Origin of the sequence: Azospirillum canadense, assembly GCF_025961225.1 — a bacterium.
GTDB classification, from domain to species: domain Bacteria; phylum Pseudomonadota; class Alphaproteobacteria; order Azospirillales; family Azospirillaceae; genus Azospirillum; species Azospirillum canadense.
In genome coordinates this window covers 566,499-582,183 of sequence record NZ_JAOQNG010000004.1, presented here as the reverse complement: position 1 = coordinate 582,183, position 15,685 = coordinate 566,499, and the positions used below count along the sequence as shown (strand labels likewise).

Sequence of the window (15,685 nt, the reverse complement as noted above, 5' to 3'; positions counted from 1 at the left end):
CACCCGTCGAATGTATTGGAATCGAACCCTGCGCGCCGCTGCCGAAGCGCTTGCCGTCGCAGTCGGGTTTTGAAACGAAGGCGTTTGCCGGACGCCTTCAAACCGGCCCCCTTCAAACGCCTTCGGGATCAGTCGGCGCGGCGTTCCTGAGCCGTGTGGCGGAAAGGAAGACCGCCCAGATCGCCGCCTGTCCCGGACAGCATGTCGGCCACGCGGGCGACCAGCGCTCCGGTCTCGAAAGGCTTCTGCAGCACCTCGCAACCGGGTTCCAGGATGCCGGTGCCCAGCGTCGCGTCGTAGGCGTAGCCGGTCATGAACAGAACGCCCAGATCCGGCCGCCGGACCCGCACCGCCTCGGCCAGTTGGCGCCCGTTCATGCCCGGCAGGCCGACATCGGTCACCAGAAGGTCGGCACGGACGCCGCCGTCCAGCAGTTCCAGCGCCTCCGCCCCGCTCGACGCCTCGATCACCTCCAGCCCGGCGTCCTCCAGGGCTTGGACGGCGACCATGCGGACCAGCGCCTCGTCCTCCACGATCAGGATGGTGCCGGCCGTGTCGTCCGCGCCGGCGCCGTCATCGGCGGGCTTGCGCGTGCAGTCACCGACGGACTTCAGGACCTCGACCGGATGATCGGCCCGTTCCACGAGGCAGCGCGGAAGATAGAGGCTGACCGTCGTGCCGCGGCCCGGCTGGCTTTCGATGCGCACGAGGCCGTGCGACTGGTTGACGAAGCCGTACACCTGGCTGAGGCCAAGGCCGGTGCCCTGCCCGATCGGCTTGGTGGTGAAGAACGGATCGAAGGCGCGGCTGATCACGTCCGGCGGCATGCCGCTGCCAGTGTCGCCGACCGACAAATGCACATAGTCGCCGGGCTTGGAGCCGAGCGGCAGTTCCTTGTCCGACAGATGGACGTTTTCGGCCGCGATGGTGATGCGGCCACCCGTCGGCATGGCGTCGCGGGCGTTCACGGCCAGGTTCAGCAGCGCGATCTCCAGCTGGTTCGCGTCGCACCAGGCCGGCCAAACGTCGTGGGCCATGCGGGCCTCGATGGTGATCTGCTCGCCCACCGTACGGCGCAGCAGGTCTTCCATCCCGCGCACCAGCTTGTCCGGTTCCGTGGTGTCGGGCCGCAGCGGCTGGCGCCGGGCGAAGGCCAACAGCCGCTGTGTCAGGGCCGCCGCGCGCGTCGCCCCGGCCTTGGCGTTGGAAGCGTAGCCCCGCAGGGTCTCCACGTCGCCGGAGCCCAGCCGGGTGATCAGCAGCTCCAGATTGCCTGTGATCGCGGTCAGCAGGTTGTTGAAGTCGTGGGCGATGCCGCCGGTCAACTGGCCCAGGGCGTCCATCTTCTGGGCGTGCCGCAACGCCTCCTCGGCGCGTTCCCGTTCGGCCTCCGCGCGCAGGCGCGCGGTGACGTCGACGATGGCCCCCATGGTGCGCAGGAAGTCGCCCCGCTCGTCCTTCTCGATCCGGGCGGACACCAGGATGTCCGCCACCTCCCCGGACCGCTTGATGAAGCGGTAGGGCAGGTCGCGGACCATGCCTTCGCGCATCAGCGCGGGCCAGCGCTCGGTCCGGTGGAGCCGCGCGCACTCCTCCGGCATGAATTCGGTGACGTGGCGGCCAAGGACCTGCTCGCGGTCGTCGTAGCCCATGAACTCCAGCCAGCGGTCGCTGACGCTGAGCAGCCGGCCCTGCGCATCGAGCGAATGCAAGGGTACCGGCGTCTTGGCGTAGAGCGTGCTGAGGTCGGCCTGCGCGCGTTCCCGTTCCGCCACCTCAGCGCGCAGCCGCTCGTTGGCCGCGACCAGCTCCGCCGTGCGCGCCTCGACCAGCCGCTCCAGGTCCTTCTGGCTGTCGGCCAGGGCCTTGCGCGCGGCGATCGCGTCGTCGATGTCGGTGCAGGTGCCGAACCAGCGCATGATCCGCCCGGCGTCATCGCGCAGCTGCTGCGCGCGGCCGAGATGCCAGCGGTACAGGCCGTCGGACCGGCGCAGCCGGTATTCGATCTCATAGCCATCGCCCGTGCGGGCGGACTGTGTCCAGCAGGCCACCGTCCGCGCCCGGTCGTCGGGGTGCAGCACCGCGATCCAGCCGTCGCCGACCGACCGGCGCATGGACATGCCGGTGTAGTCGCACCAGTTCTCGTTGAAATAGTCGGGGGCGCCATCGGGCGCGGCCGTCCACACCAGCTGGGGCATGGCGTTGGTGATCGTGCGGAACCGCGCCTCGCTTTCGCGCAGCGCCGCCTCGGCCGCGCGGCGCTCGGTCACGTCGCGCACCACCACCGAATAGGCGATGTGCGCGCCGCTGCTGTCGCTCACCGTGGTCAGGACGCAGGAGCCCCAGAAGCGCCGTCCGCTGCGCGCGGCGTGGCGCCATTCAACCTCATGGCGGCCGGTCGCGGCGGCCTGGGCGAGCGCGCTGTCGATCTCGTGCCGGCCGCGGTCCTCCGGCGCGAAGAGCATGGCCAGCGGACGGTCCAGCACCTCCGCCTCGGCGTGGCCGAACAGGCGCCGGCTGCCCTCGTTCCACGACGTGACGCGGCCGCCCAGGTCGAGCGTGAAGATTGCGTAGTCGCGGATGTCGTCGATGGCCTGGTGCAGCCGGCTCAGGCTTTCCTTGGCGCGCTGCCGGTCGGCGAGCGTTCGCGCCTCCTCGATGGCTCGGCCAACCGCGGCGGGCAGCCGCGCCAGCCGGTGCTTCAGGACATAGTCGCGGGCCCCCTGCTTCAGCGCCTCGACCGCCGTTTCCTCCCCCATCCGGCCGGACAGGAACAGGAACGGCGTCTGCGGCACCCGCTCCTTCGCGATGCGCAGCGCCTCCATCCCGTCGAAGGCCGGCAGCGAGAAATCGGCCAGGATCAGGTCGTAGCGTTGGGCATCCAGCGCCGCGGTGAAGGCGGCGCGCGTGTCCACGCGGCTGACGTTGCAGTGGATGCCGGCCTTCATCAGGTGGGCGCAGGCCAGTTCGCAGTCGAGCGGACTGTCCTCCAGGTGGAGGATCGATACGGAGGCCGGCATGCCCGTCAGCCGCCCTTCCCCGACGCCGCGCCGGAGGTTCCCCGCCGATGGCAGCCGACCGGCGGCTCGTTCAGGATGGCCCAGAAGGCGCCCAGGTCGCGGATGGCCTCGAAGAAGGCCTTGAAGTCCACGGGCTTCACGACGAAGGCGTTGACGCCCGCCTTGTAGCTGCGCACGAGGTCGCTTTCCTCGCGCGACGCCGTCAGCATGACGATGGGGACATGGCGGGTTTCCGGGTCGCTCTTCACCTGCTCCAGCACCTCCAGCCCGTCGACCTTCGGCAGCTTGAGGTCGAGCAGCACCACGGCCGGCAGCATGGTCGGCTTTCCGGTCGCCGGGTCGCGGCGGGTCAGCAGGTCGAGCGCCTCCTCCCCGTCGCGCGCCACAATGACGTCGTTGGCGAGCTGGCATTTTTCCAGCGCCGCCAGCGTCAGCTCCAGATCCCGCGGGTTGTCTTCGACCAGCAGGATGGGTTTCAGGTCACTCATTCTGGCCTCGCTGGCGTGTCTCGCGGGTCCGGTTTGGTGGGGTCCGGTTTGTCGGGATCGGGCTTGGGCAGCGTGAAGAAGAACGTGGCGCCTTCGTCCAGGCGCCCTTCGGCCCACGTCCGGCCGCCATGCCGATCGACGGCACGGCGCACGTTGGCCAACCCGATGCCGATGCCTTCGAACTCCTCGTTGCGATGAAGCCGCTGGAACACGCCGAACAGCTTCTTCTCGTACGCCTGATTGAAGCCGACGCCGTTGTCCCGCACGTAGAACAGCGTCTCCTTCGGCCGGTCCTCGCAACCCACGGCGATGCGCGCGGGTTCCCGTCCTCGCGTGTATTTGATCGCGTTTGACAAAAGATTTTGCAGGACCAGCCGCATCATGGTGGGGTCGCCCCGCACCGCCGGCAGCGGCCCGACGTCCCATTGGATGGCCCGCCCCGTCGCTTCCGGGGCCAGCGTCTCCCGCACCTCGCCGACCAGCCCGCCCATGTCGATGGACACCGGCGTCAGCTCGCTCCGCCCCATCTGGGAGAAGTGCAGCAGGTTGTCCACCAGCGAGCCCGCCGTGTTGGCGGCGTCCACGATGGTGTCCAGGTAGCGGCGCCCGGTCGCGCTGAGCTGATCGGATTCCAGTTCCTGCAGCAGCTCGGCGTAGCCGACGATGTGCCGGAAGGGTGCCCGCAAGTCGTGCGAGACGGAGTAGGAGAAGGACTCCAGCTCCTTGTTGGACCGGGTGAGTTCGCGGGACAGCGCCGCCAGCTCCTCCGCCTTGCGCAGGACGATGCCGATGATGGCGTGGCGCAGCTCCGCGGCCGTCTCGCGCTCCGCCGGGGTCCAGGGCAGCGCCCGGTGGCGCACCGTTTCCTTCCACGCCTCGAAGGAGGTGCGCGGGTGAAGGCGGGTGGCGCCCGGCTCGTGACCTTCCGGCTTGCGCGGGTCGCCGCCCCAGCGGACGGTGCGCACGACCTCCGGCCGAAACCACAGGATGTAGCTGGCGTGCAGCTTCGACACGGCGATGGCCAGCAGGCCCGCCGCCTTGTCCTCGAAGCCCGCGGCCGGCGGGTGGAACGTCGTCAGGCTGTCGGTTTCGAACTGCTCCGGCTCGCCCTGCTCGGACAGCCAGGAGACGAGCCCCATCACTTCCCGGGCGGTCGGCGTCTCGCCGATCAGCGTGCAGGTCTGCTCGAACACCACGGCGGCGCCGGTGGCGGCCGCGAAGCGCAGCAGGTCGTCCGGAACTTCGGTCAGGCCTGCGATGAACGGGTCCGCCTGGGCCATGGCGGCGAGAAGCCGCGCCTGGATGGCCTTCAGCGCGATGCGGTGCTCGGCGTCGCGACGGTCCTCCACCGCGGCGATGCGCACCGACAGGATCTGGGCGATCAGGTCGCAGGCCGAGCGCAGGGCGTAGGACACCTGGAGCGGGTCCCGGTGATGGCAGGAGATCAACCCCCACAGGCGCCCGTGCAGCAGGATCGACACGGACATGGACGACGCCGTCTCCATGTTCCGCATGTACTCGACATGGACTGGCGACACGCTGCGCAGCACGGAGAAGCTGAGGTCCAGCGGCTGGCCGGTGCGCGGGTTGAGCCCCGGCAAGACCGGCACCGGCGTATAGCCGGAATCGGGGATCAGGCGCTGCCGGTTCAGCCGGTACAGCTCGCGCGCCTGGGCGGGGATGTCCGTGGCGGGAAAACGAAGGTCCAGGTAGGACGGCAGGCGGCCGTTGCCGTCCTCCGCCACGACCGTGCCGTGCCAGTCGGCGTCGAAGCGGTAGACCAGCACGCGGTCGAAGCCGGTCAGCGCGCGCACCTCCTGCGCGGCGCAGGCCAGGATGTCCTCCGGCGCGTTCAGCGCGTCCAGCCGCTCGATGGTTTCGCGCATCCGCGGGTAGACATGGTCGAGCCGGCTGGTCGCCTCGTCGGTCAGCCGTTCCAGTTCGACGACGACCGTGCCGTCTTCGGCGGCGTGGGCGAGGATCTGGACCATGCCGATCGCCGGAAGCGCGGTGAGACCGACCGGCACGGGCCGGCTGGGGAACCCGCGCGTCGCCAGGAAATCGGCCAGGGGACCGGAAAGCTCCGCACAGACCACCTCGTCCACCGGCCGGCCCAGCGCATCCTCCACCGCCATGCACAGGGCGGGGCCGGCATTGGCGCTCGCCTGCGTCAGCGTGAAGGCCGCTCCGTCGGCGCCATCGGAAAGCGCCAGCAGCAAGCCATGGGGCTGGATGCTGCCCGGGATGTGGATTGGCTCCCGACTGCACGCATTGAGATCAAGATCGTCAGTCGCCATGACATCCCGTACGCTTGAAAAGGCAATAAAGCAAAAAAAGGCTCCCTGGTCCGAGGTCGATCTGCGCTTGCCCGCCGAAAAGCGGCGGAATTTCCGCCGAAGACCCCGATGAAGACGTTGTGAAACCGGAAAGCCATGCAAGGTCGGAAGGCCAAGAATTGAATTGGCCATTCCATCTCTGGATATCAATCACCTTTCGTGGCGGCAATACCACCAAGGCCCGAGAAGCCGGAGATTGGTCTTATACCATCTCAGACCATCCACAACGTAAGCGCGACCGTGGATCCGACGAACACCCGCTCCGTCGGCGCGGCGTTCGTTACCTGTCACGTAATCGCGCGTCGGCCGCGGGACGGCGATGCTGTGGCCATCCGGACGATCCCGGACCACCGCCAATCAGAGAGGAACGCCCCATGACCAACGCCACCGAACAGGCCGGCCGGACCGCCCAGCAGTACCTCGCCACCTGGAACGAAACCGATCCGGCCCGCCGTCGCGCCATGATCGCGCAGGGCTGGGCCGAGGACGCCCGCTACGTCGATCCGATGATGCAGGGGACTGGCCATGCGGAAATCGACGCCATGATCGCCGCCGTCCAGGACCGGTTCCCGGGTTTCCGCTTCGCGCTGCACGGCACGCCGGACGGTCATGGCGACCGGGTGCGCTTTTCCTGGTCGCTCGGGCCGGCGGAGGTCGAGCCCCTGGCGATCGGAACCGATTTCGTCCAGCTGTCCCCCGATGGGCGGATCGCCTCGGTCACCGGCTTCCTGGACCAGATTCCAGCCGCCGCCTGACGGCCTGCCCCGGTGCATCAGCATCGTTGCACCACCGGTGCGCCGGGGCTGCTACCCTGGGATCCCAAGACAAGAAACGCAAAGGGAGGGCATTTCCATGCTGCAGAACGCCACCCGGCTCCGGCCGATCCCCCGGACCGTGCCGCGCCAGCCGGTCGGCGAGTTGCTGCGCGATTGGCGGAAACGGCGCGGCCTCAGCCAGCTCGACCTCGCCTGCGAGGCCGACGTCTCCACGCGGCATGTCAGCTTCCTGGAGACTGGGCGCGCGCAGCCCAGCCGGACCATGCTGCTCCACCTGTCGGAACGGCTGGACATCCCGTTGCGCGACCGCAACGCGCTGCTCGTCGCCGCGGGCTTCGCGCCGGTCTTTTCCGAGCACCGGCTGGACGATCCGGAGATGCAGGCCGCCCGGCAGGCCGTGGACCTCGTGCTGGCGGGGCACGAGCCGCACCCGGCGCTGGCCGTGGACCGGCACTGGACCCTGGTGGCGGCGAACCGGGCGGTCGCTCCGTTGCTTGCCGGCGCGGCGCCGGACCTGCTATGCCCGCCGGTGAACGTGCTGCGGCTCAGCCTGCATCCCGCAGGCGTGGCGCCGCGGATCGAGAACCTGGCGCAATGGCGGTCCCACATCCTGCACCGGCTGGCGCGCCAGATCGACGCCAGCGCCGACCCGGCCCTGGTTGCCCTGCTTGAAGAATTGAAAGCCTACCCGGCCCCGGACACGCAGGGCCGAAGCGAGGCGCAATCGCCCCATGAAGGCGTGGTCGTGCCGTTGCGCCTGCGCACAGACTCCGGGACGCTCAGCTTCTTCAGCACGACGACGGTCTTCGGCACAGCGGTGGACGTCACCCTGTCCGAACTGGCCATCGAGGCCTTCTTCCCCGCCGACGCAGCCACGGCGGAGGCGATGCGCCAAGCGCTCGACCCGCCGTGACACGCCCCAGAAAGTTTTACTGCATCGTGCCGTACTTGCCGTCCTTCCACTCGTAGAGGACGTACTGCGGCTTCGTCACGTCGCCCTTCTTGTCGAACTGGATTTCGCCGACGACGGTGTCGAAGGTGCCGCCGTGCAGGGCGGTGGACAGCTTCTTGCCGTCGGCCGCACCAGCCTTCTTCAGCCCCTCTGCGATCACCTGGACGGCGGCGTAGCTGTAGAAAGCGAAGTTGCCGGGGTCGGGCAGGCCGGCTTCCTTGAACTTGTCGACCAGGGCGCGGGCCGCCGGATTGCTGAGGGCGGCGGCGCTGTCGGTGAACAGCGTGCCTTCGCCGGCCGGGCCGGTGATCGACCAGTATTCGGGGTTGTTCAGCCCGTCGCCCGCCACATACTGGGCCTTCAGCCCCATCTCCCGCGACTGGCGGACGATCAGGCCCAGTTCCGGGTGGTAGCCGCCGTAGAAGACGGCGTCGACGGCCTTGTCCTTCAGGTTGGAGATCAGCGCCGAGAAGTCCTTCTCGCCGGCGTTGACGGAGGTGCGGTAGGCGACCTTCACGCCCGCCTCCTCCAGCGTCTTGGCGACGACGTCGGCAAGGCCCTTGCCGTAGGACTGCTTGTCGTCGATGACCGCGATGTTCTTGCCCTTGAACTTGTCCGCCAGGAAGCGGCCGGACACCACGCCCTGCTGGTCGTCGCGCCCGCAGACGCGGAACACGTTGTCGTAGCCGCGGTCGGTCAGCGTCGGGTTGGTGGCGGTCGGCGTCACCATGATCACGCCTTCCTCGTGGTAGACCTCGGACGCCGGGATCGCCGAGCCGGAGCAGAGATGGCCGTCCACCGCAACCACCTTGTCGGTGACGAAGCGGTTGGCGACGGCCACCGCCTGGCGCGGGTCGCAGGCGTCGTCGCCGACCTTCAGCACCAGCTGCTGGCCCAAAACCCCGCCCTTGGCGTTGATGTCCTTGATCGCCAGCTGGGCGCCGTAGACGGTCTGCTGGCCAAGCGCGGCGACGGCGCCGGTGGTGGCGGTGCCGAGCCCGATCGCGATGTCGGCATGGGCCGGCGAAAGGCCGGCCATCAGGGCGAGGCCGCTGGCGACGGCGATTCTGCTGAACATCGTTGTCCTCCCTTCCAAAACGGTGCATTGCCTTAAACAACGGCAGCGGCGCCTTGTCGAGCCGCTTCTCAAAGCACTATTGCAAGTCTGGTTATCGCGCGCATCGGTAGCGTTTGCGCCTTGAAGCACGTACACTGCCGGGTAGGTGCCTGTGTGGGTGCCCAAGTGGGTGTAGGGCGTGGCGGAAGGCGTGCAAGGGTGAACCGGAACGGAATCGAGGCCGCGCGGATGGGCACGGCGCGATGCAGCCATTGCGCGGTGCGCGACCTGGTCCTGTTCGGCGACCTGACGGATCCCGACTTCGACCTGATTCACATCCCGATCGACGAGCTGAAGTTCCCGCCCGGCGCGACCCTGTACAGCGCGGGCGAGGACGGCGGCCCGCTCTTCACCATCCGCAGCGGGCTGGTGAAGCTGGTCCAGTTCCTGCCTGACGGCACGCAGCGCATCGTGCGTCTGCTCCGCCCCGGCGCCGTCGCCGGGCTGGAGGTGCTGGTCGGCCGCCCCTACGAACACACCGCCGTCGCGTTGCAGGAGACGGAGACCTGCCGCCTGCCCCGCGCCGTGGTGGAACGACTCAGCAAGGAGACGCCGCGCCTGCACGCCCGCCTGATGGAGCGCTGGTACCAATCGTTGCACCAGGCCGACGAATGGCTGACCGAGCTGTCCACCGGCAGCGCGCGTCGCCGGCTCGCCCGGCTGTTCCTGAAGCTCGCCGCCGACCGCCCGGGGGAGCCGGTTCTGCTGTCCGGACGGGAGGACCTGGGCGCCATGCTCGGCGTCGGGATGGAGACGGCCAGCCGCACCATTGCGGAGTTCAAGCGCGCCGGGCTGGTGACCGAACGGGCGCCGAATGTCTTCGACTGCGATGGTCCGGCGCTGGAGGCGGTGGCGCTGGACGGGTAGGGCGCTCGTCTCCCAACAAAATTCCACCTTCCCGCCCCGCCCTTTGCGGATTCGCAAAGGCAACGCTTTTCACCGTCCCTAGCCTACGGCACGGCCACCTGTCCCGGCCGAACGACGGACGAGCATGATGAGCGTCACCAGCACCGAACCCGAATCCGCATCGGCACCCGCTTCCACACCCGCTTCCCTTCCCGCTTCTGCGCAGGCCGTCCCGCGCAAAAGCAGCCTCTACGCCAAATACAGCAAGATCTACCCGAAGTCGGTGGCCGGTACCTTCCGTCGCCTGAAGTGGCTCGCCCTGATCGTCCTGCTGGGCATCTACTACGTCACGCCCTGGATCCGCTGGGACCGCGGGCCGGGCGCGCCGGACCAGGCGGTGCTGGTCGACCTGCCCGGCCGCCGCCTGTATTTCTTCTTCATCGAGCTGTGGCCCCAGCAGGTCTATTACCTGACCGGCACGCTGATCCTGGGGGCGGTCGGGCTGTTCCTGGCAACGGCGCTCGCCGGGCGCGTCTGGTGCGGCTACGCCTGTCCGCAGACGGTGTGGAGCGACCTGTATCTCTGGGTCGAACGCCGGATCGAGGGCGACCGCGGTGACCGCATCCGGCTGGACCACGCGCCCTGGTCGCCGGCGAAGCTGTGGACGAAGGCCGCCAAGCACGCGGCGTGGCTGCTGATCGCACTGGCGACCGGCGGGGCCTGGGTCTTCTACTTCAACGACGCGCCGACGCTCGTCCATGACCTCGTGCGCTTCGACGCGTCCAGCAACGTCCTGCTGTTCATAGGCCTGTTCACCGGGACGACCTACCTGCTGGCCGGCTTCGCGCGGGAGCAGGTGTGCATCTACATGTGCCCCTGGCCGCGTTTCCAGGCCGCCATGCAGGACGAGGAAAGCCTCGTCGTCACCTACGAGGACTGGCGCGGCGAGGGTCGCGCCCACCTGAAGCGGGCGCAGAGCTGGGAGGAGCGGCGCGCCCAGGGGAACGGCGACTGCATCGACTGCGGATCTTGCGTCCATGTCTGCCCGACCGGCGTGGACATCCGTAACGGTCCACAGATGGCCTGCATCGGCTGCGGCCTGTGCGTGGACGCCTGCAACGATGTCATGGCGAAGATCGGCCGCCCCGGCGACCTGATCCGCTTCGACTCGCTGAACGCGCAGATCGCGCGGGCCAACGGCACGGCGCCGAAATTCAAGCCGATCCGCCCGCGCACGATCATCTACACGCTGATCCTGACCGTCGTCGGCGGGCTGATGGCCATCGGGCTGATCCTGAAGCCAAAGGTGGACGTGAACATCCTGCGCGACCGCGCGCCGCTGTTCGTGACCCTGGCCAACGGCGACATCCAGAACGCCTACACGGTCAAGGTCCTGAACATGACCCGCGCTGCCCAGAACTATCGCCTGACCGTCACGGGCCTGCCCGGCGCCACGCTGTCGCTGGCGGGCGGGGACGGCGAGGCGTTCGGCCAAGCGGTCGACGTCCACGCCGACCCGGACAGCGTCGCCACCCACCGCGTGCTCGTCCGCATCCCGAAAGACGCGGTCCGGCAGACCTCCACCCCCACCGCCTTCACCGTCACCCGCCAACCCGACGGCTTGGCCGTCCGGCACGACACCGTCTTCCTCGCCCCCTGACCTTTTCCATGACAGGAGACCTATCATGAACCTCGATGCCCCCGCCTACATCGCTCTCGCCGGTGCCGCCAGCGTCATCGTCGTCACCATCGGCGTCTTCGTGTTCCTGCTGACCCGCAAGGGCAAGTAGGCTCTTACGACGTCTTCTTGACGCGGGTGACGAGCTGCGTCGGATCGACGAAGCGCAGCGCGATGAACAGCCAGACCAGCGTGGTCGCCATGTAGATCATCGCCATGGCGTCCACCGACTGGCCGGCCCGCACGCCCGCCGCGAAGACCGAGTAGTACAGTGCCACGACCAGCGTCTGGCTGCTCGGCCCCGCGGTCAGGAAGGTCAGTTCGAACATGGCGACGGTGCGCACCAGCACCAGCAGCCCGGCCGCCAGCATGCCCGGCGCCAGCAGCGGCACCAACACGTGCAGGAAGACGCGCAACGTGTTGGCGCCGAAGACGCGGGCCGCGGATTCCAGCTTCGGGTCGATCTGCTCGATGAAAGGCGTCATCACCAGGATGACGAAGGGCACCGTGGGGACGAGGTTGGCCAGGATCACGCCCGTCATGGTCCCGGCGAGGTGCAGCTGGTACAGCACCGTCGCCATCGGGATGCCGTAGGTGATCGGCGGCACCAGCAGTGGCAGCACGAACAGCAGCGTCACCAGCCGCTTGCCCGCGAACTCCCGCCGCGCCAGCGTATAGGCGGCCGGCACGCCGATCAGCAGCGACAGCACGACCACCGCCAGCACCACCTCCATGGTGACCAGCAGCACGTCGCTCAGCTGGAACTCGTCCCAGGCCGCGAAGTACCAGCGGGTGGTGTAGCCCGGCGGGAACCAGGTGCCGAGCCAGCGCGTGGCGAAGCTGTTCACCGCCACCGCTCCAATGAGCGCCAGCAGGTTCACCACGAAGAAGCCGATGGTCAGCCAGACGAGGCTGTTCCAGGCCTTGGACATCAAGGTCGCGCCGCGCGCCATCCCCGTCACCCCTTCCCGCTGCCCATCGGGCCACGATAGAACAGCCGCCGCCCGGCCAGCACCGCCACCACCACGACCAGCTGCACCGCCGCCATGATCATCGCGATGGCCGAGGCCATCGAATAGTCGTACTGCTCGAACGCCGCTTGATAGGCAGCGATGGAGATGACCCGCGTCGGCCCCGCTGGCGCCCCGAGCAGCACCGCCGACGGGAAGACCGAATAGGCCTGCACGAAGGCCAGGCAGAAGGCGATCGCCAGGCCGGGAACCAGCAACGGCAGGAAGATGTGGCGGAACTGCCGGCTGGGGCCGGCGCCCAGCGTCGCCGCCGCCGCGGGCAACGCCGGGTCGATGCCGGTGACATAGGACAGCGTCAGCAGGAAGACGAAGGGGAAGCCGGTGATCACCAGTGACAGGAAGACGCCCCAATAGTTGTGCGTCAGGCGCACCGGCCCGCTGCTCAGCCCCAACTCGATCAGCGTGCGGTTCAGCCAGCCCTGCGGCCCCAGGTAGGTCAGCAGCCCTTCCGCAACCAGCACGGTCCCCAGCGTGATCGGAATGACCAGGATGGTCGTCAGCGCGCGCTGCCAGCGCAGATTCCGCACCCGGAAGGCGATGGGCATGGCCAGCGCCATGTTCAGCACCGTGGCGGGCAGGGCCAGCCACATGGTCGTCCCGATGGTGTCGTAGAGGTACGGGTCGCTGAAGAAGGCCGTGTAGTTGGAGAAGGCGCCGCCCTTCATCGGCTCGAAGGACAGGATCAGGCCGTAGATGAAGGGGTAGATGAACAGCAGCAGGACGAACAGCGCGGCCGGCACCACAAGCAACGTCGTGCGGTCCCAGCCGGCCGCCGCCATGCGGCGGCGCAGAGTCGGCCTCGCAGCCGCCGGGGGATGGTCCGCGACGTGGATCGTCATGCGCCCTCCTCCGCAGCGAAGACCAGCACACGTTCCGGTGCCGCGCGCAGATGCACCGGCTCGTCGAGATGGAGCCGTTGGTGCGAGCGGAAATGCAGCATCAGGCCGGTGGGGGTCAGCGCCGTGGCCGCGTATTCGCGCCCGATGAACTCCACGCTTTCCACGACGCCGGAAATGGCGTCCTCACCCTCCGGACCGGGCAGCACGTCTTCCGGACGGATGGCGACCGCGGCGCGGCGTCCGCTGCCCAGCGCTTCTCGGGGCATTCCGACGACGCGCAGATCGTGCCGGCGCACGGCCACGCGCTCCCCTTGGCCGCCATCCTGCCAGTGGTCAAGCTCGCCTTCGAACACGTTGCGGTAGCCCATGAAGCGCGCGACGTCCAGCGTCGCCGGGCGGGCGTACAGCTCCTCCGGCGTGCCGATCTGGCGCACCCGCCCCTCGCGCAGGACGACGATGCGGTCGGCCAGCGACAGCGCCTCGTCCTGGTCGTGGGTGACGTAGACGGTGGAACGGCCAAGCTCCTGGTGGATGCGGCGGATCTCGTGCCGCATCTCCAGCCGAAGCCGGGCGTCCAGGTTCGACAGCGGCTCGTCCATCAGGACCAGCGGCGGCTGCACGACGATGGCCCGCGCGATGGCGACGCGCTGCTGCTGGCCGCCGGACAGCTGCCCGGGCAACTTGGTCCCGTGCGCCTCCAGCTGGACCAGCCGGATCGCCGCGTCGATGCGCGCCTCCGCTTCCGCCTTCGGCACGCCGCGCATGGCGAGCCCGAAGCCGATGTTCTTGCGCACGGTCATGTGCGGGAACAGGGCGTAGTTCTGGAAGACCATGCCGAAGCCGCGCCGCTCCGGCGGCAACTCGTCGATGCGGCGGTCGTCCACCCAGATGCTGCCCCCGGTCAGAGACAGCAGCCCGGCGACGCAGTTCAGCGCCGTCGACTTGCCGCAGCCCGACGGACCCAGGAAGGCGATGAACTCGCCCCGCCGGATCGTCAGGTCCAGGTCCTGCAGCGCCATCACTCCATCGAAGCCGCGGCTGACCCGGTCCAGCCGGATCTCCCCGAACTCACCGTGCTGTCGAGCGCCCTCGGCGCGTGGCATGGGCGGTGTCCTTGTTGTTGGATCGTTCCAATTCGCGGTGCCCCCACCCCATCACTTCGTCTTCGCCGCCCCGATCCGCTCGTCCCACAGGCGGAAGGCGTCGACCAGGCCCTTGGCGTCGAGCGGCAGCTCGATGGGGTTGTCGGCGATCAGCTTGTCGTATTCGGGCCGGCCGAACTCCTTGATCGCTTCCTGGCTCTCGGCCGGGGCCATCGCCAGCGTCACGTCCTTCACGGCCGGGCCGGGGTAGAAGTAGCCCTCGTCGTAGGCGTAGGCCTGCTGCTCCGGCTTCAACATGAAGGCCATGAGGTCGAGGACGACGGCCAGCTTCTCCGGCGGCAGGCCCTTCGGCACGACCATGTAGTGGGCGTCGGCCACCCAGTGGAAGCCGTTCAGGGCCGCCACCTTGGCCTCCTTCGGCACGGTGCCGAGCACGCGCGGGTTGATGTCCCAGCCCGTGGTCGTGGCCACCATGTCGCGGGATCCCTCGCCCAGCTCCTTCATCGTCGCCGTCGTGCCCGACGGGTAATATTCGATGCAGGAGTTGAGGTCCTTCAGGTAGGCCCAGGTCTTCTCCCAGCCGTTGACCGGGTCCTTCGGATCCTTGTCGCCCAACAGGTAGGGCAGCCCCATCAGGAAGGTGCGGCCGGGGCCGGAGTTGGCCGGGCGGGCGTACATGAACTTGCCGGGATTGGCCTTGCACCAGGCCAGCAGCTCGTCCGGGGTCTTCGGCGGGGTCTTCACCCGCTCCGGCGCGTATTCCAGCAGCGGGCCGGAGGGGTAATAGGTGACCACGATCCCCTGGTTGCCGGCCAGCCCCTGCATCTTCCCCGCGGCGGGCAGGTAGTTCGCCTCCAGGTTCGGGAACTTCTCGGCGTAGTTGGGCAGGAGCGGGGTCCACAGCCCCTGCTCGATGCCGGCGGCGAGGCCGTCGGTGCCGGTCAGCACCAGGTCGATGTCCACGCGGCCGGCGTTCTGCTGCGCCTTGATCTTGCCCGCGAGTTCCGGCGCCGGGGCCTTGGTGAAGGTGAAGCGCGAGACGCGGGTGGGGTTGGCCTTCCGATAATTCTCGATGGCCTTCTGGGTCAGCGCCAGGTTGCCCGCGACGTCGATGACGTTGATCGTCACCGGCTCCTTCGGGAAGGCCGGAAGCTCCGCCTGTGCCGGCACACCGGCGCAAATGCCCGTTACGAACAGGCCGGTCGCCGCGAACCCCGCCAGCACCGAACGCCGGCCGCTGTTGCGTCCCATGATCCCTCCTCCCATCCTCGGTTATGCTTTTGGGGAAGCCTAGCGACGGCTTTGATCGATTGTCAAACTATTCGATGACTTTACCATTTCGGCGCTAACCATCGGGTCACCCCGGCCCCGGGGAGATGAATCGTCGGCCGAAACGTTGTCTTCGCCGACGGCAGCCCCAACACTCAGCGTCATGACCCAGACCGACTCCGACGCCCAAGACGCAACCCCTGTGCCCGCAGCCACCAAGCAAAGCCCCG

12 protein-coding genes are annotated in these 15,685 nt (G+C 68.6%); 4 read left to right on the top strand and 8 right to left on the bottom strand.

Annotated features, from left to right (window positions below; all coding sequences use genetic code 11):
- Nucleotides 1-128 precede the first annotated feature (128 nt).
- The 3 genes from M2351_RS24240 to M2351_RS24230 are packed head-to-tail and all read right to left on the bottom strand — an operon-like array spanning nucleotide 129 to nucleotide 5,805.
- Nucleotides 129-3,020: a PAS domain S-box protein gene (locus M2351_RS24240; protein WP_264658617.1), complete on the bottom strand. Its 2,892-nt coding sequence runs from the start codon at nucleotides 3,018-3,020 to the stop codon at nucleotides 129-131.
- 5 nt (nucleotides 3,021-3,025) lie between these two features.
- A complete protein-coding gene (locus M2351_RS24235) occupies nucleotides 3,026-3,508 on the bottom strand; it encodes a response regulator (protein WP_264658616.1) in 483 nt (160 codons plus the stop codon).
- Nucleotides 3,505-5,805, bottom strand: coding sequence for an ATP-binding protein (locus tag M2351_RS24230; protein ID WP_264658615.1), 2,301 nt, complete (start codon nucleotides 5,803-5,805; stop codon nucleotides 3,505-3,507). Before M2351_RS24230 ends, M2351_RS24235 begins: the two co-directional genes overlap by 4 nt.
- Before the next feature lie 413 nt (nucleotides 5,806-6,218).
- Between M2351_RS24230 and M2351_RS24225 the strand changes: the two genes are divergently transcribed.
- Together M2351_RS24225 and M2351_RS24220 are read left to right on the top strand one after the other, a co-directional pair.
- On the top strand, nucleotides 6,219-6,599 hold the full coding sequence (locus M2351_RS24225) for a nuclear transport factor 2 family protein (RefSeq protein WP_264658614.1): 381 nt from the start codon (nucleotides 6,219-6,221) through the stop codon (nucleotides 6,597-6,599).
- A 97-nt stretch (nucleotides 6,600-6,696) separates the two neighbouring features.
- Nucleotides 6,697-7,533, top strand: coding sequence for a helix-turn-helix domain-containing protein (locus M2351_RS24220; protein WP_264658613.1), 837 nt, complete (start codon nucleotides 6,697-6,699; stop codon nucleotides 7,531-7,533).
- A gap of 16 nt (nucleotides 7,534-7,549) precedes the next feature.
- Here the strand turns inward: M2351_RS24220 and M2351_RS24215 are convergent, their stop codons facing one another.
- Nucleotides 7,550-8,650, bottom strand: a complete 1,101-nt coding sequence (locus M2351_RS24215) for a branched-chain amino acid ABC transporter substrate-binding protein (RefSeq protein ID WP_264658612.1) — start codon at nucleotides 8,648-8,650, stop codon at nucleotides 7,550-7,552.
- A 198-nt stretch (nucleotides 8,651-8,848) separates the two neighbouring features.
- On the opposite strand from M2351_RS24215, the gene M2351_RS24210 reads away from it, so the two are divergent.
- Nucleotides 8,849-9,556, top strand: coding sequence for a Crp/Fnr family transcriptional regulator (locus tag M2351_RS24210; RefSeq protein ID WP_264658611.1), 708 nt, complete (start codon nucleotides 8,849-8,851; stop codon nucleotides 9,554-9,556).
- A gap of 127 nt (nucleotides 9,557-9,683) precedes the next feature.
- The gene (ccoG, locus tag M2351_RS24205) at nucleotides 9,684-11,195 is read left to right on the top strand and encodes a cytochrome c oxidase accessory protein CcoG (protein WP_264658703.1); all 1,512 of its coding nucleotides are present in this window, start codon (nucleotides 9,684-9,686) and stop codon (nucleotides 11,193-11,195) included.
- Nucleotides 11,196-11,329: 134 nt separating this feature from the next.
- On the opposite strand, the gene M2351_RS24200 is transcribed toward ccoG, so the two are convergent.
- The 4 genes from M2351_RS24200 to M2351_RS24185 are packed head-to-tail and all read right to left on the bottom strand — an operon-like array spanning nucleotide 11,330 to nucleotide 15,437.
- Nucleotides 11,330-12,166: an ABC transporter permease gene (locus tag M2351_RS24200; protein WP_264658610.1), complete on the bottom strand. Its 837-nt coding sequence runs from the start codon at nucleotides 12,164-12,166 to the stop codon at nucleotides 11,330-11,332.
- Between the two features lie 5 nt (nucleotides 12,167-12,171).
- On the bottom strand, nucleotides 12,172-13,083 hold the full coding sequence (locus M2351_RS24195; protein ID WP_264658609.1) for an ABC transporter permease: 912 nt from the start codon (nucleotides 13,081-13,083) through the stop codon (nucleotides 12,172-12,174).
- Nucleotides 13,080-14,186, bottom strand: coding sequence for an ABC transporter ATP-binding protein (locus M2351_RS24190; protein ID WP_264658608.1), 1,107 nt, complete (start codon nucleotides 14,184-14,186; stop codon nucleotides 13,080-13,082). The genes M2351_RS24195 and M2351_RS24190 overlap by 4 nt, the downstream gene beginning before the upstream one ends.
- Before the next feature lie 51 nt (nucleotides 14,187-14,237).
- Nucleotides 14,238-15,437 carry an ABC transporter substrate-binding protein gene (locus M2351_RS24185; RefSeq protein WP_264658607.1) on the bottom strand — a complete coding sequence of 400 codons (1,200 nt, stop codon included), beginning with the start codon at nucleotides 15,435-15,437 and terminating at the stop codon, nucleotides 14,238-14,240.
- Between the last annotated feature and the right edge of the window lie 248 nt (nucleotides 15,438-15,685).

Coding starts and splice junctions, on each gene's coding strand:
- M2351_RS24235 (WP_264658616.1), bottom strand. CDS start 3,508: ATGAGTGACCTGAAACCCATCCTGCTGGTCGAAGACAACCCGCGGGAT.
- ccoG (WP_264658703.1), top strand. CDS start 9,684: ATGAGCGTCACCAGCACCGAACCCGAATCCGCATCGGCACCCGCTTCC.
- M2351_RS24215 (WP_264658612.1), bottom strand. CDS start 8,650: ATGTTCAGCAGAATCGCCGTCGCCAGCGGCCTCGCCCTGATGGCCGGC.
- M2351_RS24220 (WP_264658613.1), top strand. CDS start 6,697: ATGCTGCAGAACGCCACCCGGCTCCGGCCGATCCCCCGGACCGTGCCG.
- M2351_RS24185 (WP_264658607.1), bottom strand. CDS start 15,437: ATGGGACGCAACAGCGGCCGGCGTTCGGTGCTGGCGGGGTTCGCGGCG.
- M2351_RS24240 (WP_264658617.1), bottom strand. CDS start 3,020: ATGCCGGCCTCCGTATCGATCCTCCACCTGGAGGACAGTCCGCTCGAC.
- M2351_RS24230 (WP_264658615.1), bottom strand. CDS start 5,805: ATGGCGACTGACGATCTTGATCTCAATGCGTGCAGTCGGGAGCCAATC.
- M2351_RS24195 (WP_264658609.1), bottom strand. CDS start 13,083: ATGACGATCCACGTCGCGGACCATCCCCCGGCGGCTGCGAGGCCGACT.
- M2351_RS24190 (WP_264658608.1), bottom strand. CDS start 14,186: ATGCCACGCGCCGAGGGCGCTCGACAGCACGGTGAGTTCGGGGAGATC.
- M2351_RS24200 (WP_264658610.1), bottom strand. CDS start 12,166: ATGGCGCGCGGCGCGACCTTGATGTCCAAGGCCTGGAACAGCCTCGTC.
- M2351_RS24225 (WP_264658614.1), top strand. CDS start 6,219: ATGACCAACGCCACCGAACAGGCCGGCCGGACCGCCCAGCAGTACCTC.